A 22131-nucleotide genomic window follows, 5' to 3' on the forward strand; every position below is an offset into this window, starting at 1 on the left:
GCAAAATTGTGACTTTTTACTCAAAGCTGTTTTGTATTACATTCGCCTGGAGAAATTAATTACACCAATTTACCAAAGGCTATCGGGTGTCTGTTATTCCATCATAAATTCGATGGCAGCCTTGATGTCATCATCAGAGCAATCGCCACAGGTTCCTCTGGGAGGCATACCACCGATACCGTTCAGGGCGTTTTGCCAAACCGTTTCAAAACCTTTCTCATCTACCCGCGCCTGCCATGCAGCCGCATCACCTTTTTTAGGGGCACCTAAAACCCCACTGGCATGACACGCAACACAAGAGGCATTATAAATATCTGCGCCAGAACGCGGCCCTGCCGCTGCAGCAGATTCAGCAGCTGCACCAGCCACATGAACACTACCTACCGGCTTGATACGCTCTTTTATCTCTTCATCAGTATCTTTCTTTGCTCCGTGTGCCACAGAAACAAACATGCAGGTAGTTAAAATCAGGGTAAGCAGTTTTTTCATATCTTTTATTCCGCGATGACTTTCGTAAACCATAGTTAATAAACTGTAACGATTATAGCCAGTTAAAACCTGCCGACAACCGGAAACTGGAATATCAGGCCTGCTAATTAGTTTTTATTTTAGGAAAGCCCACAAAGCGGTTGCCTGAATGGCCCGACATCCGTATTATTAGCGCCCGGTTACGCACCCGTAGCTCAGCTGGGTGAATGCCGCCCGAAAACTACGAATACCTGGAGTAGTTTTAGGCATGAACGCGAGACAAGTGGACGTCGAGCTGGAAGCCCTCACCATGGAGGGTTTAAACCTTAAAAGGTTAACAACAAATGGATTAGATTAGGTGCTCGTACACCTCAATCACAACTACAAATTTGTGCACCCGTAGCTCAGCTGGATAGAGCGCTGCCCTCCGGAGGCAGAGGTCAGAGGTTCGAATCCTCTCGGGTGCGCCATTGTTTTCAGGCTTAAACCCAAAAAGCCAACTGCACTTTATTCCATTTAAACGCAAAACTATATTTATGGTTTACGGCTTTCTCACCGTTTTATCTTTTAGTGCGCATGTACACGAAAAATATCATACTCTACTTTCGTTCATAGATAACTCGCCGCCATGTTACTTTAATCCCTGCTTTTTACCTAAACTATAGTCGGATTTGCTAATAACCCACTGACATTTCACATATTTTTCACTTCTTCCGTGATAGCGTTCGCATCGACTATTTCAGTTAATGAAGCAAAGATCATGGTACTAATTGGCATTGTTTACTACTGCAACAATTGTGAGATTCATGAAATTGCTAACCTGATTGCTGAGGGTGTCATTGGATTTGGCAATACCAGAGTCAAGCATTTTCGATTAACCGAAAAAGACTTCCAAAGTAACCGATTCTGTGCGCAATGGACATTCAGTGAGTTAGCAAAATGCGACGCAATAATATTTGGTAGCCCTGCATCCGAAAATCCAACAACAGAGCGTTTACTAGCTTTTGCTGATGCCAGTTACGAACAATGGCAAGTACAGCGCTGGGTTGGTAAATTAGCCGCGGGATTTACCTGTGGCACAATCCAACATTGTCAGCAGATTAGTACCTTACAACACCTTATTACCCTGGCGTCTAGTCATGGAATGCTGTGGGTGACTCCAGATGTTCCGCCCAGTTGCAGTAACTCAGATTACGCGCTCAGTTGTAAGATGGGTATTGTGATTCAAATCCAAAGTAAGGGCGTTATAAATTCAGAAATGAACGCAGCCAGAAATTTGGGTTATCTGGTGGCAAAATATGCCAGCCGTTTTCGCATGTCCGATGAGAAAGTTCTCGGCTTACATCACATAAAATATTCAATGTAATTACAAGAGTCATGACTGGATTTTGAGGTAAATATTTAAAATCATCGGTTTAAAAAGGCATAATTTTTACTTTTACTATGCTGCTCATTACCAGAATGAGAGCGCTATAGAAATGAGTATTTTACTGGTTGAACATGATATTAAAGTCGCGACATCAGTAGCAGAATACCTGGAATTAAAAGGACATTGTGTTGACTACGCTCCAACTGCGCGTATTGCTAAAAATCTTTTAACAGATAATAGCTACAATGTTGTCGTCCTGGATGGAGATTTACCTGATACTAATAGTTATGATTTTTGCCAACAAATGAAAAGTCAGATATGCCCATCATTACCCGTGATGATGTTGTCAGCACAAAACTCCCTGGAGCACCTCATTGGCGGATTTCAAAGTGGCACGGATGATTATCTGGCGAAGCCTTTTGCCATGCCCGAGCTGTATGTGCGGTTAATGGCACTTTCACGCAGAACCCGGTTAAATAAAAACAGTAAAATAACCTTGGGGCCACTCATAGTAGATCGGCGATCGTACGCACTATTTCGCGAAAGCTGCAATATAAAGTGCACCCGTATGGGATTTCAGATCATGGATATTCTGGCAGAGGCTTACCCCAAAGTAGTGACGCAATCCGAACTATTTAACAATCTTTGGGGCAACCGGGATAGGGAGCCCAATGTGCTGCGTTCCCACATTTATCAACTCCGCCAGGTTATTGATAAACCATTCCCATTCCCTATTTTAAAAACCATTCACGGCGTTGGATTTACCATTCAAAACATTGAATAACTCAACAGAACATTGACGGAACCTAATCTATCAGTCTGGCCAGTTTATCTCTATTATTGCGACTCAGTACCAAATTTTCACCACTCGTTAGTCGAACACTGTAGTCTCCCCGAGGTTTAGGCCGCAACTCTTCAATTAAACTGATATTGATCAGGGTGCTTTTGTGAATTCGGCAAAACAGCTCCGGATCCAATTGCCTTTCAATGGAGCCCAAGGTGGCTCTGTGCATAATTTTGCGCTCATTTAACAAGAAAATTTCAACGTAATTCCCCGCCCCTTTTACATAGCGAATAGCGCTCTGACTAATAAGTCGTATGCGCCCGGTTTCTTTAATGACCAACTTTTTTCTTTCTCTTGGCTTCGGCTGGCTACCCAGTAAGAAATCATCTGAGATTGACGAATTTCGTCGCCTCAGACGCTCTCCAAGACTGGAAACAACTCTCCTTAGGGCAAGTTCCATGCGAATTTCACTCACCGGCATGAGTAAAAAGTCAAAAGCTCGATACTCAAAAGCCTGAATGGCACTGCAGCCAGAGTGACCTAATACAATTATCGGAAATACGAAACAGAAGCCACGTAGTGCGCTCTGGTGTAAAAATGCAATATCAGTAATAGCAAAATCCGGGGCTTCACGGTCGACTTCAGCAAATGCTTGCTGCTCGCAAGAGACAACTGTCACTTTCGAGACTAAAAAATGCTCCTGAATGGCTGCTCTAATGCCTATGGCACTTTCAGCATCATTTATGACGATTAAAACTTTGTACATAGAATCTCAAAGTCCAATTTATTAGTGTTTACTCCTGCCAACATTTTGCAAAATGCGGTAAGAACTTATCTCAACTGAGGACAACTAATATGCCATAGAAGGAGTGAAATATTCGTCAATTGACAATGCTAAGAATGGGGTTTTGAGACAGTTTTATAGTTAAAAAATAAACCCCAAAGTAGAGTAACTTTGGGGCTTTAGTTTAAGTTAATTAAAACTTGTACTGACTTTGTAGATAAAAAGTCCTGCCATAGGAATCAAAATATCTGGGGTCAAAGCCTTCCTGGTGACCACCGCCTTCACCAAATGCCAGTGGAGGTAGCTTGTCAAACAGGTTGTTGATACCGGCCGAGACAGTCAGGTTCTGGTTGTAATTGTAACGGGTCACCCAATCAACAATGGTATGGGAGGGGACTTTTAGCTGTACACCACCATCATAAATGATAGATAAATCATTTTCAGGACCCGGGTTACGAATCGCAAAACTACCGCCAGGGAAATAGCTATCGGCATAACCACTTTGGTAAGCAATATTTAAGGTGTGTACGAAATCACCATGACTTAAGGTATTAACGATGCGAATCTTGTTGCGGAAAACTACATCGTCATCTGGTCCTTTGCGACCTAAGCTGGTTTCGAAGACATCAGTTGAACCAACCTGCAGAGATTCACTTTCGATTATGTAGGTTCCCGATAATGAAGTCTTAAGATCAGCCCAGCCAAATTCATTTGTGAAGTTTACAGTCCAATCAATACCGGCATTATTCTGTTCACCGACGTTCACCGGCCCCTGAATAATAGCCAATACATCTTGCCCCAGCCCTTCATCAAATTTAGTGGTAAATAACTCGCGGTAAGTGTCCGGGTCGTTGAAGATATTGGCTTCCGTCGGACGCTGAACAACATTCTCAAGATCGACTTCCCAGTAATCAACCGAAACACTGAAACCATTGTCGCCGGAATACACAAAGCCAACGGAAAGTTGCTCAGACTCTTCAGGATTCAAATTGGGATTACCCTGTCGGAACACGTCATACTGCGCCAGGCCCTGAACACAATAAGCGGCCATTGGGTCACTGCTCGGGAACGGGCAGGCAAAGGTTCCACCAGTTACCCCAAAGGGGATCAGAGGTTCGGCAATTTCACGCATGGTAGGCGCTTTAAAGCCGGTACCTACTGAAGCACGCAGTAACCAGTTTTCATTGGGGCGATAGGAAGCACTTACTTTATAGGTGGTATCATCCAGGTCTTCACTTACATCACTAGTAAACCCATTTGCGATAACATTGCCATCAATATCCGTTAACAGGTTGCCACCAATAGTGCCGTCTTCAAGGTATTGCGCCAGTTCAATCGGATTCTGAACAACTGTATTTTCAACAGCAGAGATATCGTCATAACGAACAGCAGCTGTAACCTCGAAGCCTTCAAATACCGGGACGATAGTTTCCAGGAAAATACCGTAGGTCTCCCTTTCTAAATCAAATTGCGGATCGGCATCTGAAAACAGAATGACAGCACGTTGATTGGCCTCTGAGCCCCGGCGAGAATAGGTAGTTTCACGATAATCAAAGCCACCACCCAGGTATACATCACCGGCAGGTAACTCAAATACCGGAGCTGAGAAATTACCATTAACTGTTAATAACTCTGTATCGGTCACCGTATCCAGTCCACTATACATAGTTGCTCTGAGCGCGTTTATCTCCTCTTCAGACAAATTATCCGCGGTGGTGAATACATCCAGATCACCGGAGCTAAGCAGGGCTAAAAAATCTTCCTGAATTGGATACCCGGTAATAATTACATCTTCTCGCTCTGAGTCAGAATAAGTAACTGAAAAGTCATATGACACAGTGCTGTTCCATTCGCCCCGAATACCTAAATCCAAAAACAAACTATCTGTAGTGTATTCATTGGTGCGATTGCCGCCCGGTAAAGAGCGCCAGGCCGCCGTAGAGCGAACCAGTTCGCCGTTGTCTACACGCTCCTGAAACTCGGCAGGTAAACTGGGATAGATATACTCGGCGAACAAAGGGTTATCCTGAGCAACCGGGAAATTACCGGTGGGATACGGTGCAATTCGAGATGTTAGCTCAAATCTGGAATAGGACACCGTACTATAGACCTCGGCAGAGTCATTGATTTCCGCTACCCCACCAATGATCAGGTTATCTCGCGTGTATTCAGGAACAATTTCCAAAGTGCTGGTGAAGTCGTATCGACAGGCATAATATTCACCCACCTGTTCACCATCCAGAAAGGCAACCGTGTCACTGGGTACATTATCCGGTGCGCATTGGCCATTCATTTCCCGGAAAGGATTGATGCCGATTTCATAACCATCATTAAAGCGCAGTGTCGCCGTAGCAGGGATGGCATTAGAAGAATCAGCCACAAAGACCAAATCTTGCCCGTTGTAATTAAAGGGGATGATTCCTGTTCTGGCATGTTCTCTGTCACGGGAAGCCAGGGCCTCCTGGTCTTCTCGCATATAGGAAACAAAGACATTGAAACCGTCCCGAGAGAGATCACCAAACCCCGTGGTAAAGTTAAACGTATAGTTTTCACCGCCAGTATCTTCGGGTACGTCGTAGCGCACATCGAAAGTGGTTTCCTGTATATCTTTCTTCAATATAAAGTTAACAACACCAGCAATCGCATCCGAACCATATAAAGCAGAAGCACCGTCGGTCAGCACTTCAACCCGCTCTATCGCAGAAATCGGAATTGAATTTACATCCACAGCACTGCCGGAGCCAGCTGGTGCCAGGCGCTTGCCATTTAACAATACCAGCGTGTACTCATCACCAATACCGCGCAACGAAGCCGACGAAATACCAGCACCACCGCCACCAACAGACTGTGTACCCGTAGTAAATCCCTGCATACTTGGAATTGTTGCTATCAGGTCGGGCACTGAGGTAACACCGGTTTTTGCGATGTCGTCTGCTGACAGCGTAGTAATGGGCAACGCCCCTTCTAAATCAGTTCGTTTAATACTTGAGCCTGTAACCGCAATGCGTTCAACGGCATCGTTGTCCAGAGATTCTTGTGCCACTGCATTGGCGCTACCAGCAATAAGTGCTGCGGCAACCGCACGGGCAATTAGTTTTTTTGTGTGCATGTAATTTCCTGTGTTAATTGCAAAAAAGCTTTTACAACGGAGTAGGCTATACAAATGCAACTTTGGCAGGGGAAATTCGACACAAACGGGGATAACGGCGTAGTGAAACGGCTATGGCAGTTTCTATAACGGATTTTTAATATTCTTAGATTAAGCATTCAGCACAGGGCAAAGTAAAAAAAGCCCTGTTTTAAGAGGGCCAAACGAAGGAATTCAATAATGAACAGGTAACGCAGATTTTAAAGATTGATGGCAAGCCAGTTTACGATCTCAGATTGTAAAAGCGGATCTTGTTTAAACAGCGGATGACCATGGGCATCTCCGGTATAACTCAGAAACTTTGAGGCAACATGTTTTGCGACACCAAACAGCTTTTGCGCACTTTGATATGCCGCTTCATCCTCAACAGAAGCAATCAGCAGCGTGGGTGAAAACTGCAGCAGATGCTCATATCTTTGTGTATTTTTTTCACCCTGCGCAGAAGAGAGCAAGATCACAGCAGAAAAGGGAAAAGATGCTGACAGCTTCAGCGCCAAAGAACCTCCACAACTCGTACCTATAACACCTATTTTGCCATTGGCTCCCACTTTGTCTTGCAAAAACTCAAGCCCTGTCATGGCGTCTGAAGGCCACAATTTATATAACTTTTTAATCAGCGCACTACTTTCTTGTGCAGAAAGCTCATCTGCCCTGGTCATATCAAAGGCGTCTGTTGCACTGTCCCCAAAACCCCGTAAATCGATACTTAAGGCATGAATACCAAGCACGGCCAGGCCTTGGCCAATTTGTTCATACATAGTGCGATTAAAATTACACTGATGCAGCATTAGCACAGCTTTTTGACTTTGTGCTTTTGGCTTATAGTAACTGCCCTGTAGGGTAAATTTATCTGCAGTCGAAAAGCTTACCTGTTCCGCATTGCCATTGGATGCATTGAAAAGTAAGGCAGAAAACACCAGCATTTTTAATAGTTTCATTTGTAGAGCTTCCCGAAAATTGGAATTCTGAAGCTTGCACGAGCTTGCCGGCTGCAAAGGCGCCAATAGTCCAGAAATTGAAACTGTTTGTCGTTATGAAATTCGAAATTTGGCCTACTCGTTTCTACATTGCAACAACCTGTTTGCTTCTAATTCGCTGCTTCGGTAAACAGCACAATCTGCTCACAGACAAGCTCATCATTTAATATCCGGCGATGGCCCAATCCCTGAGTTCGAAACAACTTTGAACCGGACCAAGACTGCTGCAATCTGAGCACATCATTAAACGCCACTTCTTTGTCGTTTAGATCATGTACTAACATGCCACCTCTGCTCAGTAACTTGCTGCTCATCATCAGATTTAACTGCTCCCTTGGGATCCCTACAAGCTCATCTACCAATTGCAAAAATTTTTGTTTTGCAACGGGCGTTAAGCCTAATTTCGTGGAGAGTTTTGCCAACACTTCGGTAAAATCTATGGCAGGAGCAATCAATATCAGTTGTTCAAAATCATCTCGCCTGGCGGCAATGTAACCCAGAGCACTAGCCCCCATTGAGTGTCCAATAGCCACATCCACCGGCAGATTCACCCTGGCGATGCAATCTTCAATAGCCTGGATAAATTTTCCGGGATGAGATAATCCTGAATTAGTTTTTCCATGACCGGCGGGAATCGGCGCAACAATGCGGTAGCCACGTGCTCTGAGAGCGTGAAACAAGGTTGTAAAATCTTCAACCGAACCTGACCAGCCATGCATCAACAATACGGTTTTTCCGCTGCCCTGCCAGAGTTTAAGCTGGGTATCTTCATTTACCTCAATCGTTGCATCAGCTTGCGGCAGTGTCTGTTTATGCGCCGCAATTCTCGGTGTAAGTATCAGATTCCTGACAATTTTGGCCGCCATTGTGGGCAACAAGATACTAATTAATCGTAGCAATTTGATGAGCATAATTGACCTGTTCGTGTGATAAACCGGCCGGGAGTGTTTAAAATATTTGATAAATGCGCAACAGAGGAAATGCACCTTTGGACCTTAGGTACGATGTTTTAGACGATAGGTTGGATTTATTGACTACTCAGGGAATTGCAGCCCACTGCTGGGCCAGATGTTAAAAGCGGGATTACAGACAAGGCGTGAAATTGCAGAGCCATTATTTGCTACCCACTAAATAACTTGGGCAACACCAGATATGACAATACCCAACCTATTTTTATGGCTGCAGCAACGGATGAATTTTTTCACAATTTGTTCAAGTAAATTTAGTCATTGGAAGGCTTTACTGGTATTATTCTTTCAAAAGGTGCCTTTTTTAGTCATGTAAATTGCTGACAAAAGTGTTTTGTCGCGCTGAAATTGATGGCCGTTGATTGAAGGACCTTAATAATGATTATTGTTCCCAAGGAAACGTGCACTATATGCTTGAAAAACAAAGACACCATTTATTGTTGGAGTTGCTGGCCGAAAGTGGTTTTGCGTCCGTGCCTACGCTGTCCTCACAACTGAGAGCATCTGAGGCTACCATACGACGTGATTTGACCAAGCTTGCGAAACGCAACCTGCTGACCAAGATCCGCGGCGGCGCTCAGTCAAACAACCCGGTAGGGTCAACAAAAGGACGAACCCATTTAAAAGGCTCCGTTTTTTTGGTGGATGCCGAAACACATCAGGACAAAAAGCAAGCCATTGCCGCCAAGGCAGTGTCATTGTGTGAAGACGGTGAGTCCATCATTATCAATGGCGGTAGCAGTACCTATATGATGAAGGACGCGCTGTATAGTCGCCATTTGAATATACTGACGAACTCGTTTGCCTTAGCCACCGAACTGGCAGAAAACAGTGATTGTCAGATTACGTTACCGGGTGGAGAGATTTACCGCAAACAAAGCATCATATTAAGCTCATTTGACAATGACTGTATCCCCAATTACCACGGCTCCAAAATGTTTATGGGCACTCCCGGCATTAGCGAGTTCGGCCTGATGGAAACAGATCCTTTGCTGATCCTTTCTGAGCGTAAATTGCTGAAACAAGCCGATCAACTTATTGTTTTGGCCGACAGTTCTAAAATTGGAAAGCGCAGTAGTTTGATCTTGTGCGAGCTGGAAGAAGTAGACGTGCTAATCACCGATGATGGCGTCACTGAAGAACAGCTTGATATGCTGAAAAAGCACAACGTGGAAGTTATTCTCGCACCTGTGGCTCGCAGCAATTAAGCAAAGCAGCAGCCCTGATGCACTGCCGATAAGGCATCAGGGTGTGAAAGGTTGCGCCATAAACCCTTCAATCAGGGTGGCAATCTCCTGGTGAGACTTTTCTCCTGACGTAAACCCAATAATGGCGACATGTCGGTTGCCCTGCATCCCTTTAACCGTATAACCCTGTTCCGGTCCGGTGCGACCAAAACTGTACAGATCCATATTGTGAACATTGCCATCCAGAATCTGACGATGATTCTCGTTAGGGGCATCATCTTCCGGTGTCTTCGCAAAAAACATCACATCCCTGACCTTGGGATCGCCAATGTATATCCACTCCGGAGTGAAATCATCCAGCTCCCCCGCTACGGTAGGAATGTGCCTGACACCATCAGCAGTGACGAAAAAATCTTCAGCATCTGCACTCCCTCCGGCGACCGTTTCAAGAATAAAGGGATAGGCTTTACCGGAAGACTCCAGAACTTCAACAGCGATGCGATCTGCAAAAAAGTGATACCGAAAGGTGAAATACGGATTGCTGGACTCCAGTATAACCACATCGCCCTGGATAATATTATTGACAACCCTGGTCACCGAGCCGCTATCGCGACCCGCGTGACCAAAGCCCCCCACGCTATTTGGAAATCCACGGTATTCGCCTTTGGGACCCGGAGGCAGGTACGAAGCAATCCAGTCGTTGCCTTGAGAATCAATGAAACTCTTAAACCCTGATATGCCATTGCCCTTTTCAAAATACACGGTTCCCATCGGCATAGTAATTTTATAGGTGTCACTTCCGTGCCAGTCTGTTTCACTGAGCGTGACCGGTTGAGCAACACTGAGGCTGGAAGCCAACAAAGCCAAAAGACCCAACACTATAAACAACAAAACTTGCATAAAAATTTCCTAAAATTAACTGTGCTTCGGGCACCACATCCGCAAAAACCAACCTTTCAACAGCATGACATTGCCGGCTACAGTTCAGCCAGTGCACGCCATTGAGTGCGATACGACGTCAGTCCTGAAAGAGTCGATTTGTGTACTTCTCGTAATCCGAGTTCACATTGAGCATTATCCCAATGAGTTAAACAGGCAGCACCTTGCACGGTTCCGGTGCTGTCGCGGGACAAAAATACCGGCTGCTCAGCGCGCAACTGACCCACAAGTTCGCATAACAACGGGTTTTTCAAAAAAGCACCTTCAATGAATACCGGTCCCTGTGTGCCCAGCATGTCCAGCTGATAGTCAATCATCAGCGCACAGTAGAGCGTTGCCAATGCAATGCCGCTTATCTGATTAATATCACCGACAAAGCGCCCTTTTTTTCCGCCAAAAGGTCCACTGCCCTCACTGAAATCCGGTAATGCAAACACCGATTGTTGGATAACGTGCGCTACATCCTGAACGCTGAACTGCTCACCAAGCCAGGAGCCGGCTTGCTCGCAAATAACTTCAAACTCTCGCCCGCCCATAAACCGGGCGCAGGCTACCGGCTGACCAGTCACATCAATGTTGGCGAGCATATCCTTGTCGGCATTCAACTTGTCCAATGGTGTTCGGGAAGCCATTAATATGGTCCAGGTACCCGTCGAAATTACCGTAAAAGGAGCATCGCCCTGTGTCAGGCGGTAACGTAAAAAGCTGGCATTACTGTCGTGAACGCCATTAAAAAAACGACAATCAGCGCTAAGGCCCAGCTGTTGAGACAACGCCGGTAACAGCTGACCACAATCATGCCAGGCGGGTTTCACGGGCGGCATTAGTTGGCGCAGACCTAACTTGTCTACCAGTGCTGAATAGTCCCATCGCGAAAATGACCACAGATCGGTGTGGCAACCCAACGATGTGATTTCAGAATATCTCTGGCCGGTAAAGCGCCACACCCAATATTGGGGATACATGAGAATGTCGGTTACCTGAGAAAATTGTTCCGGAAAACTTTGCTTTAACCAGTGCAGTTGTCGGCCCAGATTCAGTCCCGCCGGCAAATCCGGAGAGTAAGCTTCACTAAAATTTGGTCGCAAGGCACTGTAATCCGACGTGTCGCTTTGAACCCCCGGAAATTCATAATCCAGTATCGGAAAAACTAACCCACCATCAGCGTCGTTTTCGCGATTTATCAAGGCAGCGGTGGCGCCGTGAGTGGTCACCGTCAGCGCCGCAATGTGATATTCCTGCGCAACAGCTTTGATACCATCCATCAACCATTGCCAAATGACTTCAGTATTGAAACCTGGATAGTCCCCATAATTTACAACGCTGTTTTTCATCTGCCTGGAGAACACAGATTGAAAATCGCGATTTAACAGGTGCAGCTTGATATGGGTTTTGCCGATATCAATGACTACGGTATGTTGCGACGAGTTGTCTGGCATGCTTACCTTCTTAATTCCTGCTTAGCAACTGAGACTTTGCAATACTGCCTGGGCACGTTGTACGCCAAGTTCGGGGCTGGAAAATACGGGTGCAGTTAAGGCATCCTCCGGTAAAGTACTCAGTACCCGTGCCATTGAAGCCTGCGCCAAAACAATTGCATCGACACTTTTCATGCCCTCGGTTAACCCCTGAGCAACGATGCGATCATGAGTTTCGCCGTCTCCGGCCATGACCGCTTCAAATGCACCTTCGCAAAGGTACTCAACAATCTCTACCTCTTTGCCCTGCTGCGCTGCAACATTGCGCACCAGATCCGAAGTCGGCTTTAAGGTAGTAGGTAAAGTTGCAATAACTCCTACACGACGACCGGCATCAAGCGCTTTTTCCGCCATCGGACGATCCACCCGCAACACCGGCTTATCGTAGAGCTGTGCAGCGATATCAACCGCTGGTCCAATAGATGAACAGGTGACAAGAACAGCATCAGCACCGGCATCAAAACAGGAGCCTACCATAGTGATCAGGCGTCTCATGGAAGACTTTTCCAGAAAACCTTTGGCGATGGTATTTTTGATCAGACTTTCATCGACAAAATGCAGAATGCGTACATCCGGCATGATGCGCGCAGTCAACTCGTTAAACAATGGACTGAGTGTCGGTGAGGTATGAACTAAAGCTAATGTTTTCACAATAATTTTCCTTCTAAAGTGTGCATGGCTGCGCATCGTCGGTATCGAATTCGCCGGCCAACCGGTCACAAAAATTTATCGGCCGTAATGATCTGCGCGATGTACCGGAAGCAATTGCCAGGTTACACATAATAAACCTATGATTATTCTGCCAGTTGACGACCACAACGCACAGATTCGAAAAAATTGGGCTGGCCCATCTGACCGCCTTTCAGCACCATTTCCAGACCATCGATACTGGTATCCAGAGAGTGAATTTTCACCAGTGGTGCGCCCACTTCAATGGGCGCTTGCCAGGTCATGGCATCCGCGTTAAGTTGCGCAACACCATGACTGGAAGTGTCACCTCCGGCAAACAGGATGCGCTTAAGCCCGGTTTCCTGCACGACCTTTTTGGCTATTCGGCCCAGCATAGCGCCCAGTACTTCCCCGGCCGCTTCAGGTTGGCCGGACAATGGCCCTTGAGCAGAATAAATAATGCAGCTTTTTTTCGCTGCCAGAGAAGCCAGTGCAGCGGCGACTAAACGGCGCTCTTCTGCGTCGTCCCGGGTCAATGCCGTCATATTCACCGGTATGGCATCATAGCCTTTGGATTTGGCGACTGCGATTTGCTCTCCGGTCACCGGTGAGCAACTACCACTCAATACCAGTAAGTGTTCAACTGCCGAAGCAGGTGTCTGAATTTTATCTTCTTCGGTCAGCGACCTGTTGCGCCACTGAGACACGAGCGCTCTGGTAAGGCCCGAACTACCAACCGCAAAATGCATGTTGTTATTGGCAATCAGGGCTCCTGTCGCTGCCAGATCATCGGCGGATACACCATCAAAGAGGATTGCAGCGGCGTTGTTGCCAGCGCTTTCAAACTGGGTTTGCTGATTTTCTGCGTGCAAATCCGGCAGAGGCAGTAAGGATATCTTGCGCCCGGTTTGTTCAGCCAGATGCAATCTGAGATCAGCTTCCGCCATAGGTGTAACCGGATGGCAGGACATAGTCGGGTGCCGGTCGATGCGATACAAAGTGTCATTGGCCTTAGCAAACAGATTGCCAAATGCCACATAGCGCCCCAGATGAGGAGCTGCCACAACAATAGCCGCCGGGCCACCCAGCAAATCGACACCGATTTCCAGTGCCTTGCCGATAGAGCCCACCGTCGGGCTGCTGTCAAATGTCGAGCAGGTTTTGTAGTGCACCACTTCAGCGTGCTGTAACGCGCTAAACATTTGTGGCAGCTTGTCTTGCATCCAACTCACAGAACGACTTCTGCTGTCACCGGCAATACCGATGGCTTTCACCCCTTCAAATCGTTGGTACAGCGCCTTGTCCGGAACCCGAAGAAACAATACTGCACTCACTCCCCCCTCAGCTAACTGTTCAAGCACATCAGTGGAGCCAGTAAAATCATCTGCGTAATAACCGTACAGTAATGCCACGTTATACTCCCAAAGCAGCCGCCAGTTCAGCATGATCTTTGGCTGCCTGAATCGCCGGGATACCTGAAATTGCCGCATCCCAGGCTTGTCTGAGTGCTGTAACACCCGCGGCAGGTCCCATTGGATGGGCCATTATGCCACCACCCGCAGCATACATAACATCAGTGGTACGCATTGCCTGAAAGGTCTTTTCCACCTGATGAACTGACTGGCCGGAAGAAAAAACCGGCATGATCTCACAGCCTTTAGCCGGGGCATCAAACATGGGTGTCAGGCACTCTCTGGCCGATGCGATAACGCTGTCGTTGGATTCGCAGAATTTATTGTCGATGCCATTGACATGAGTGTGATCAATACCCGCCAGGCGCCAAAGTTTCTGGTAAGCGATGAAACTCATACCTATGGCTGGCGAGCGTGCCAGCATTCCCCAGCCATTGCGGTGGCCGTGTATCGGCAATTGTGAATGTGCCCGAAGTACCTTCATGGCCGGCAGGCCAATGGAATTCAGGCTGGCCATGATACAGGTTCCCTCTTCAGCAAGTACTACATCGTGACGGGACAGCATTTCGTCTATCTCGCCGGTGAGGTTTGCAGCATACATCACCATTTTACCGGTTTTGTCGCGGTGTTCGCGGATCACTTTCATAACCGCCTTAACGCGCGCCTCAAAAGGACAGTGTGGCCCGTTTGCCTGTAACTCGTCATCTTTAATAAAATCGACACCGGAATCTAACAGCAGCTTTACCTGCTGCGCCGTCGCCTCAGGAGAAAATCCCACACTGGGTTTAATAATAGTACCTATGATGGGGCGGTCATAAACCCCCGCCAGTTTTCGCGTTCCGGCAACACCAAATTGCGGCCCCTGATAATTTTCGAGAAAAGCATCAGGTAATTTAATGTCCAGCAGTTTCAGGCCGGAAAACGCTTTTAGTTCAGATAAATTGCCGGCGATGGTGGTTAAAAGATTTGGTAAAGAGAGCCCCATATTGGCAACGGGCCAGGACAATGTCACCCTGGCGGCCCGCCGTGTGGCATTGCGGTTTTTAGGTAAACCGGAGCCAGGCAAAGAGGCAGATTGCACCTCGCCCAGGTCGGTAATTTCTTCCACGCGTGCGGCATGTGCATCACGTAATTCGTCGGTTTCGCCAGGAACCCGAACAAAGGTGCCCGTTGATTGCTCTCCAGCCATTGTGTCTGCTGCCTCTTGCAGCGGGTAGGCAGTTTCGATCCAATAAGATGCTAAAATACGATCTGTTGTCATGGCATTGTAACGTACGCTAAGTACTCCTCGCTGATAACGTTGTAGTGAGAGTGAAAGTTTCGCGATCTAAACGAATACAGGCATGTTGCGTGATGTTCGTCACACAACATGCCTTTTTTACTTTAGTTTGTGCTTAAAAGCTGACGCGTAGACCGGCGTAGAAGCTGCGTCCGATGGCATCGTAAACGCCCGCTGCTGTGCCTGTATCTGCGCTGCCACCTGGTAAACCTCCAATGATGGGCGGTGGAGTGGTGTCAAACAGGTTTTTAATCCCGAATGTCACTGTATAGTTCTCATCAAAGAAGTAATTAACCTGAGCATCTGCATAGACTTTTGCGTCAATCTTGAAGTTGTCTTTGCCTGCGTCTGCACCGTAGCGGTCCATCCAGTAAGTATCGTCAAGATATGACTCGCCGATATAGCGCGTGATCAGGTTCATATTCCAGGCGCCTTGCTGGTAACCGATGGCAATAAACGCCTTGTTTTCCGCATCACCCACTTCGCCGTCTGAACGGTCTGCTGCTTCGCCCTCAAGCGGGATAAGACCTTTTTCCAGCAGGTGCGTCCAGCTAAAATCAAGCGAAACATCTCCGGAAAACATCTCAGTCGTGTAGCGCGCAGTGACATCAAAGCCTTTGGTCCACTGACCACCACTGTTTACCAAACCAACCGTTACCTGTTCAACAGAGCCGGCACTCCAGGGCGTAGCCGCCGCCGGACGACGGTCAACAAATTCACAGAAGCTGGCAATGCCATCGTTGTAACATTTATCAAGAATCACCGATGGATTCACACGGGAAATCGCATCTTCAATCTCAATGTCGTAATAGTCGAGAGAGAATGAAAGGTCACTGGTGGGGGTATACACGGCACCAATGGTATAGCTTTTCGCCGTTTCTTCTTTAATGCCCGGGTTGTTGGTCGACAAGAGTCCGACACCCTGTACATCAGATTGATTGAGGGTTAACGAACCGTTCTCATCAATGTTTTGCTGTACACCCGCTGCGGCGCGACAGTTCTCTGCCAGCGCACCAGTGTCAGCGTTGGTTATCCCTTCGCATGGATCAGTAATGGATGTTGTGGATACAGACTCCGCAGCAAACAACTCGCCGATGTTTGGCGCGCGAACCGCGTGAGCATAAACAGCGCGGAAGCGCAGTTCTTCAGTAGCAGACCATTCAATACCCGCGTTGTAGGCAGACACAGCACCCACCGTGGAATAATCTGACAGGCGGTACGCCGCGTTAAGGGTTACACCGTCAATCACCGGCGCTACGGCTTCGATATACACTTCAGAAACATCCAGCTCCCCGGCGGTATCAGTGTGCTGAATGTAACCGTTCATATTGCTATTCGTCAGCGGGTCAAAATAGTGCTCGCTTGATTCTTCGCGGTATTCAATGCCTGCCGCGATGGCCAGGGCACCGGCCGGTAATTCGAACACTTCACCGGTGACGTTCGCAGAGATGACCTGCATATCCTGCACGGCATTCTGATACAGGCTGCCCTCAACATAAGCAAGCATTTCCGGTGTCATGGTGCCTTCGCCGTAGAAGTTAACCGGTACACATCCGCGACCACGTGCGTCGGCATCGACACAGATTGCATCAGTTGTGCTGCCATCACCGTCCAGGTCATAGACGTCCTGGGCCACCGTGAGTGCGGCTTTCAGATTCGGGCCGTGGAAAAGACCATCCATTCGACCGTCAAGCGTGGTGCGTCCATAAGAATAATGCAGATCGTATTCCCAGTTGTCGTTCAGATAACCTTCCGAACCAAGTACCACCCGGAACAATTCACGTTCGGTAGGCGTATCCCGCAGGCCATTTGGGCCAAACTGAGTCAGACGACGGTTAAGACCAACGTCCCGCAAGCCATCGTTATTTGAGTCAGTGGCGTTATCAATAATGATCTGTGGCAAAAATGGGTTTTGCGTCAGTGTGGTTTCGCCCGTTGCCGGGTTTAAAATATAGTTTTCCACATTGATGTTTTCACCGATACCCAGCACATCGTTGTTTGCAACAAAAGGCGATGGCTCAGCATAGCCTGAGGTGGTTACCAAACCATAGTTGGATTCAATAAACAGTGTATGGTCTTCACTGACGTCATAACTACTGCGCAGTGCCACGGTAAAGCGGTCTACCGGCGACACAATCGTTTTGTAAGGTCTGCGATTAAAACGCTCTTCCTGGGTACCATTCCACACCACGGCATTACCGGCACTGTCAAAGGTATAGTTAACACCACCTGAGTTAACCACCCCACCCGCGATAACACCTGAGCGGCTAATGGTAGGCTCAAATACCGTGGCAGGATCCCGGTTGTTATGACCGAGGCTGGTGTAGTCTTCTGAAGTGCGATCGCGATCACTTGATCTCACTTCACCTTGTCTGCTCCAGCCAACATTGATCATAAAATTACCGCGGTCATTATCAAAGTTGTGACCCGCAGTCAGATCAAATTTGTACTGTTCGTCATCGCCTTCTTCAGAAATGCCCGCCTGGCTGTTGAAGACAAGCCCTTCAAAATCTTTTTTGTATATGATGTTCACCACACCGGCAACGGCGTCAGAGCCATAAACCGCCGATGCACCACCGGTAAGTACTTCCACCCGGTCGATAAATTCTGTGGGTACCATGGACAAATCAACCTGGGTAGTCCCCGGAGAAGAGGCCACCATCCGCTTGCCATTGACCAATACCAATGTTCTGTCTGCGCCCAGATTGCGCAGGTTCACGGTCGCAGAACCCACCGTGGTAATATCATCATTGGAAGTGCTTCTGCTGGCGCCGGCAATACCAAACGCCGGATTGTATTGCAGTGCTTCCTGAACATTGATTACAGCCTGGTCTTGCAACGACTCAGCATCAATAGTTTGTAGTGGTGTTGCCGCCGTCACATCGGCACTGCGAATACGCGAACCGGTAACAGCGATTTTCTCAACATCCCTGAGGTTTTCACCAGAGTTGCTTTCATTCTGCTCCTGGGCGAACGCCTGTCCGGTAAAAAACAAGGACGACGATAAACCGACTACAATTGCTGTCCGCAGCGGACATTTGTTGAATTTTTTCATAATAATATGTGCCCCATATTTTGATCGACTCAGCACGCTGAGTATGTATAGCTCTCTGCGACTGAAGCTATAGTAAAAACGAATCATCCAGAGGGTCTCCAGGACGTGCGCTTTACTACTGCTGAGCTCCCTGTTGCACAAACCAGGCAGCTAATCAGTTGTTGCATGGTTTCTCATTTAAAAATGCGCATGTCTAATCGCGCAAAAAGCCATTAACATAAAATTTACCTCATTAACAATCATGTTGCAACACCTAAATAATCATTTATAATCGTTACCCATCATTTAAGGTCATTTAAATAGCCTGAACGCCCGGATTTACCCTATTTCCAATCGGGTAACAGCGGATTTATTGGGCTTATATCATTCTGACTCAGGCAAAAGTCACCCACTTATCTGAGCGATTAATGTCCAGAAACCCCATTTAAAGGCAGGATTCTGACAACAACAACAGATTATCACAGCAACCTATTTGAGTATTTATGAGTGTTTATGATTGTTATTTTAACAAATTCGATTGCGAGATGCTTAGAGTAAAAACAGTAATGTTAATTTTCTGTAGCATTTTTGTTCACAAAAGACGGAGAATGCGATGCAAGTTTTAAACAGGAGGCAACTGTTAATTCAGGGCGGATTACTGCTGGGAGTGTCGCTTACCCCTTTGAGCAAATTGGCGCTTGCTGCTATTGAAGATAGCCAGTCCGGTTCCGGACACACTTTTCTGTCCGGTTCTCTCAGAACCACGCTTGCGATCATCACTGACATAATTATTCCTGCCACCGACACGCCAGGTGCGGTTGCCGCAGGTGTTCCGGATTTTATAGAACAGATGTTGTCCCGTTGCGTGCACAGCATGGAGGCACAAGAGTGGCTTGCCGAATTCAGGAAGTTCCAGCTGGAATCCGGTTTTAATGCCTTGTCGAAGGAACAGCAACTGGCAGCGGTAAAGAGTCTGGATGAGCAATTGGGCCAGGTTCCCTTCTACAGCACCATCAAAGAGCTGAGCCTGGTGGGCTATTACACCTCAGAAATTGGCGGCAGTGTTGAATTGCAGCACGATCCGGTACCCGGCCCCTATTACGAAATTCCACTGAAAAACATTGCACGCGCCTGGTCATAAGGAGAACCCATGAATACAGATTATGACATTATAGTAGTCGGTTCCGGCATGTCCGGAGGGTACGCCGCCAAAGAGTTTTGCGAAAAAGGCTATAAAACTCTGGTACTCGATCGGGGCGAGCCACTGGAGCACGGCCAGTACAAAACCGAATTTCTGCCGCCCTGGTCGATGGAATATCGGGGAAGAGTGCCGGAGGATGAGCTCGCCACGGAACAGCCCATACAAAGAAAAAGTTATGCCCTCACCGACTTTACCAAACATCATTTTATCAATGACAAAAATAACCCCTACCAGCAAGACCAACCTTTTACCTGGATAAGAAGCGCTAAGGTTGGCGGAAAATCACTGCTTTGGGCACGTCAGTCTTATCGATGGAATGCGCTGGACTTTGCTGCCAATGCTCAGGATGGCCACGGCATTGACTGGCCCATTCGCTATAACGACATTGCGCCCTGGTATGATTACGTCGAGCCGTTTATCGGCATTGCCGGTAGCGAAGAAGGGCTTGAAGTGCTACCGGACGGAAAGTTCCTTCCGCCCCTGCCAATGAATACTGTTGAGCGGGAAATAAAAGCGAAACTGGAACGCGCATTTCCCGGACGCAAACTGATCCCTGCCCGGGTTGCCCATCTGACGCAACCGCAACCCGAGCATCTCGCATTAGGTCGCGGTATGTGTATGGCCCGCAATGAATGCCAGCGCGGCTGCTCCTGGGGCGGATATTATTCGTCACTGTCCGGCGCCCTGGCGGCAGCGAAAAAAACCAACAATATGACACTGCGGGCCAACGCCCAGGTACAACAAGTGTTATATGGTGAGCAATCAGGCAGAGCGACAGGCGTCGCCTATGTGGATACCAAAACCGGTAAGCGGATAGAGGTATCGGCACGTATCATTTTTATGTGCGCTTCAACCCTGGCCAGTGTGCAAATTTTACTTAACTCACGATCTGCGGCCTTCCCTAACGGCATAGGTAACCGCAGTACGGTGCTTGGCCATTATATTATGGATCACGTTGGTGCCGTGGGTGCCCGTGGCGATGTGCCTGGTCACCTGGACATGTATTACAAGGGCAGACGCCCGGGCGGGGTCTACCTGCCGAGATTTCGCAATCTGGAAACGCCGCGCAATGACTATTTGCGGGGATTTGGTTTTCAGGGCAGTGCAGAGCGACGCGACTGGCGGCGCGGCATTAACCAGCAAGGTATAGGGGCAGAACTGAAACAGCAACTGCGCTCACCGGGTGGCTGGAAATTTATTTTAGCCGGTTACGGTGAAGTATTGCCGGACTACAACAACAAAGTGTATTTGCATGAAACCCTAAAAGATAAATGGGGCATGCCACAGCTGGTGACCGATGTCGCCTACGGCGAAAACGCCATAAAAATGAAAAAAGACATTCAGCACTCTGCCGCAGAAATGCTCACCGCCGCAGGCCTGAACAATGTTGAGAGCTTTGATTACAATGTTTCACCTGGCGGATTTGTCCATGAAATGGGAGGTGCCTGTATGGGCAAAGATCCCAAAACCTCTTACCTCAACCAATGGAATCAAAGTCATGAGGTCAGTAACTTGTTTGTCACTGACGGCGCGGCGTTTTCTTCAATATCTTGCGTGAACCCTTCAATTACGTTTATGGCGCTGACAGCAAGAGCGGCGGATTATGCTGTAAAACAAATGAAAACAGGAAACCTATAAATGTTGCGATACTATCTTACTGCTGCTATCTCAGTGTTACCCTGCATTGGTTGCGCTGCAGACGCGGAAATTGAACACTGGCAGTCCATATTCAACGGCAAAAACCTCGACGGCTGGACCCCCAAGATCAGCGGCTATCCGCTGAATGAAGATCCGTTAAACACCTTTGTAGTACAGGATGGCTTACTCACCGTTTCTTACCAGCACTACCAGGATTTTAACGAGCAATTTGGTCACCTCTTTTATCAGACAAAACTGTCACATTATAAGCTGCGTTTCAGCTACCGGTTTATCGGTGAGCAGCTTCCCGATGGTCCAAAATGGGCCTACAAGAACAGTGGTGCCATGTTGCACAGTCAGGCACCGGAAACCATGTCCCTCAGACAAGCTTTTCCGGATTCCATTGAAGCGCAATTGCTGGGCGCTGACCAGGGCGATACCCGACCCACAGCGAATGTCTGTACGCCCAACACCAATGTTACTTTTGAAGGTAAGCCAGCCACTAACCACTGCACTGACTCCCGCTCAAACACCTACCCCACAGAGCAATGGGTACAGGTGGAATTTGAAGTCATAGGCCACCAGCAGATTACCCATTGGGTAAATGGCGAACAGGTTATGCAGTATAGCGACCTGGTCATGGATGATCCCGACAACGAGTTTCCCGTTGCCCCGAAACTCAGCAGTGGCTACATAGCGCTGCAATCAGAAAGTCATCCGGTGCAGTTTAAGGACATTGAGTTGTTAGATTTGTCTGGCAAACAGCACACCCGGCCCTAGTGCGAAAATAACGCCC

General features: G+C 47.6%; 17 protein-coding genes and 1 tRNA gene. 7 read left to right on the top strand and 11 right to left on the bottom strand.

Annotated features, from left to right (window positions below; genetic code table 11):
• Nucleotides 1-93: 93 nt before the first annotated feature.
• Nucleotides 94-489: a c-type cytochrome gene (locus AC0J20_RS04905; RefSeq protein ID WP_229529802.1), complete on the bottom strand. Its 396-nt coding sequence runs from the start codon at nucleotides 487-489 to the stop codon at nucleotides 94-96.
• A 372-nt stretch (nucleotides 490-861) separates the two neighbouring features.
• Here AC0J20_RS04905 and AC0J20_RS04910 point away from each other — a divergent pair.
• The 3 genes from AC0J20_RS04910 to AC0J20_RS04920 all read left to right on the top strand — a co-directional run bounded on the left by AC0J20_RS04910 (nucleotide 862) and on the right by AC0J20_RS04920 (nucleotide 2621).
• Nucleotides 862-938: transfer RNA gene (locus tag AC0J20_RS04910), tRNA-Arg, on the top strand.
• A gap of 290 nt (nucleotides 939-1228) precedes the next feature.
• Nucleotides 1229-1834, top strand: coding sequence for a flavodoxin family protein (locus AC0J20_RS04915; protein WP_473020849.1), 606 nt, complete (start codon nucleotides 1229-1231; stop codon nucleotides 1832-1834).
• Nucleotides 1835-1946: 112 nt separating this feature from the next.
• Nucleotides 1947-2621 (top strand): response regulator transcription factor, encoded by a 675-nt coding sequence (locus tag AC0J20_RS04920; RefSeq protein ID WP_473020850.1) that lies wholly within the window; start codon nucleotides 1947-1949, stop codon nucleotides 2619-2621.
• 22 nt (nucleotides 2622-2643) lie between these two features.
• On the opposite strand, the gene AC0J20_RS04925 is transcribed toward AC0J20_RS04920, so the two are convergent.
• The 4 genes from AC0J20_RS04925 to AC0J20_RS04940 form a co-directional block, all read right to left on the bottom strand.
• On the bottom strand, nucleotides 2644-3387 hold the full coding sequence (locus AC0J20_RS04925) for a LytR/AlgR family response regulator transcription factor (protein WP_473020851.1): 744 nt from the start codon (nucleotides 3385-3387) through the stop codon (nucleotides 2644-2646).
• 211 nt (nucleotides 3388-3598) lie between these two features.
• A complete protein-coding gene (locus tag AC0J20_RS04930; protein ID WP_473020852.1) occupies nucleotides 3599-6514 on the bottom strand; it encodes a TonB-dependent receptor in 2916 nt (971 codons plus the stop codon).
• 239 nt (nucleotides 6515-6753) lie between these two features.
• Nucleotides 6754-7491, bottom strand: coding sequence for a dienelactone hydrolase family protein (locus AC0J20_RS04935; RefSeq protein ID WP_473020853.1), 738 nt, complete (start codon nucleotides 7489-7491; stop codon nucleotides 6754-6756).
• 149 nt (nucleotides 7492-7640) lie between these two features.
• Nucleotides 7641-8441, bottom strand: coding sequence for an alpha/beta hydrolase (locus tag AC0J20_RS04940; RefSeq protein ID WP_473020854.1), 801 nt, complete (start codon nucleotides 8439-8441; stop codon nucleotides 7641-7643).
• Between the two features lie 467 nt (nucleotides 8442-8908).
• Between AC0J20_RS04940 and AC0J20_RS04945 the strand changes: the two genes are divergently transcribed.
• The gene (locus AC0J20_RS04945; RefSeq protein ID WP_229529801.1) at nucleotides 8909-9706 is read left to right on the top strand and encodes a DeoR/GlpR family DNA-binding transcription regulator; all 798 of its coding nucleotides are present in this window, start codon (nucleotides 8909-8911) and stop codon (nucleotides 9704-9706) included.
• A 36-nt stretch (nucleotides 9707-9742) separates the two neighbouring features.
• Here AC0J20_RS04945 and AC0J20_RS04950 read toward each other — a convergent pair whose 3' ends face one another.
• From AC0J20_RS04950 to AC0J20_RS04975, 6 genes are all read right to left on the bottom strand, one after another.
• Nucleotides 9743-10585 carry a hypothetical protein gene (locus AC0J20_RS04950; RefSeq protein ID WP_473020855.1) on the bottom strand — a complete coding sequence of 281 codons (843 nt, stop codon included), beginning with the start codon at nucleotides 10583-10585 and terminating at the stop codon, nucleotides 9743-9745.
• Nucleotides 10586-10662: 77 nt separating this feature from the next.
• Nucleotides 10663-12063, bottom strand: coding sequence for an FGGY-family carbohydrate kinase (locus AC0J20_RS04955; protein ID WP_473020856.1), 1401 nt, complete (start codon nucleotides 12061-12063; stop codon nucleotides 10663-10665).
• A gap of 21 nt (nucleotides 12064-12084) precedes the next feature.
• Nucleotides 12085-12753, bottom strand: a complete 669-nt coding sequence (locus tag AC0J20_RS04960; RefSeq protein WP_473020857.1) for an aspartate/glutamate racemase family protein — start codon at nucleotides 12751-12753, stop codon at nucleotides 12085-12087.
• Between the two features lie 143 nt (nucleotides 12754-12896).
• Nucleotides 12897-14183, bottom strand: a complete 1287-nt coding sequence (locus AC0J20_RS04965) for a four-carbon acid sugar kinase family protein (protein WP_473020858.1) — start codon at nucleotides 14181-14183, stop codon at nucleotides 12897-12899.
• A gap of 1 nt (nucleotide 14184) precedes the next feature.
• Nucleotides 14185-15444: a ribulose-bisphosphate carboxylase large subunit family protein gene (locus AC0J20_RS04970; RefSeq protein ID WP_473020859.1), complete on the bottom strand. Its 1260-nt coding sequence runs from the start codon at nucleotides 15442-15444 to the stop codon at nucleotides 14185-14187.
• Nucleotides 15445-15577: 133 nt separating this feature from the next.
• Nucleotides 15578-18517, bottom strand: coding sequence for a TonB-dependent receptor domain-containing protein (locus AC0J20_RS04975; protein WP_229529795.1), 2940 nt, complete (start codon nucleotides 18515-18517; stop codon nucleotides 15578-15580).
• A 592-nt stretch (nucleotides 18518-19109) separates the two neighbouring features.
• On the opposite strand from AC0J20_RS04975, the gene AC0J20_RS04980 reads away from it, so the two are divergent.
• The 3 genes from AC0J20_RS04980 to AC0J20_RS04990 are packed head-to-tail and all read left to right on the top strand — an operon-like array spanning nucleotide 19110 to nucleotide 22115.
• The gene (locus AC0J20_RS04980) at nucleotides 19110-19637 is read left to right on the top strand and encodes a gluconate 2-dehydrogenase subunit 3 family protein (protein WP_473020860.1); all 528 of its coding nucleotides are present in this window, start codon (nucleotides 19110-19112) and stop codon (nucleotides 19635-19637) included.
• A 9-nt stretch (nucleotides 19638-19646) separates the two neighbouring features.
• Nucleotides 19647-21335 (top strand): GMC oxidoreductase, encoded by a 1689-nt coding sequence (locus AC0J20_RS04985; protein WP_473020861.1) that lies wholly within the window; start codon nucleotides 19647-19649, stop codon nucleotides 21333-21335.
• Nucleotides 21336-22115 (top strand): 3-keto-disaccharide hydrolase, encoded by a 780-nt coding sequence (locus AC0J20_RS04990; RefSeq protein WP_473020862.1) that lies wholly within the window; start codon nucleotides 21336-21338, stop codon nucleotides 22113-22115.
• Nucleotides 22116-22131 lie beyond the last annotated feature (16 nt).

The organism is Planctobacterium sp. R6 (genome assembly GCF_055755215.1).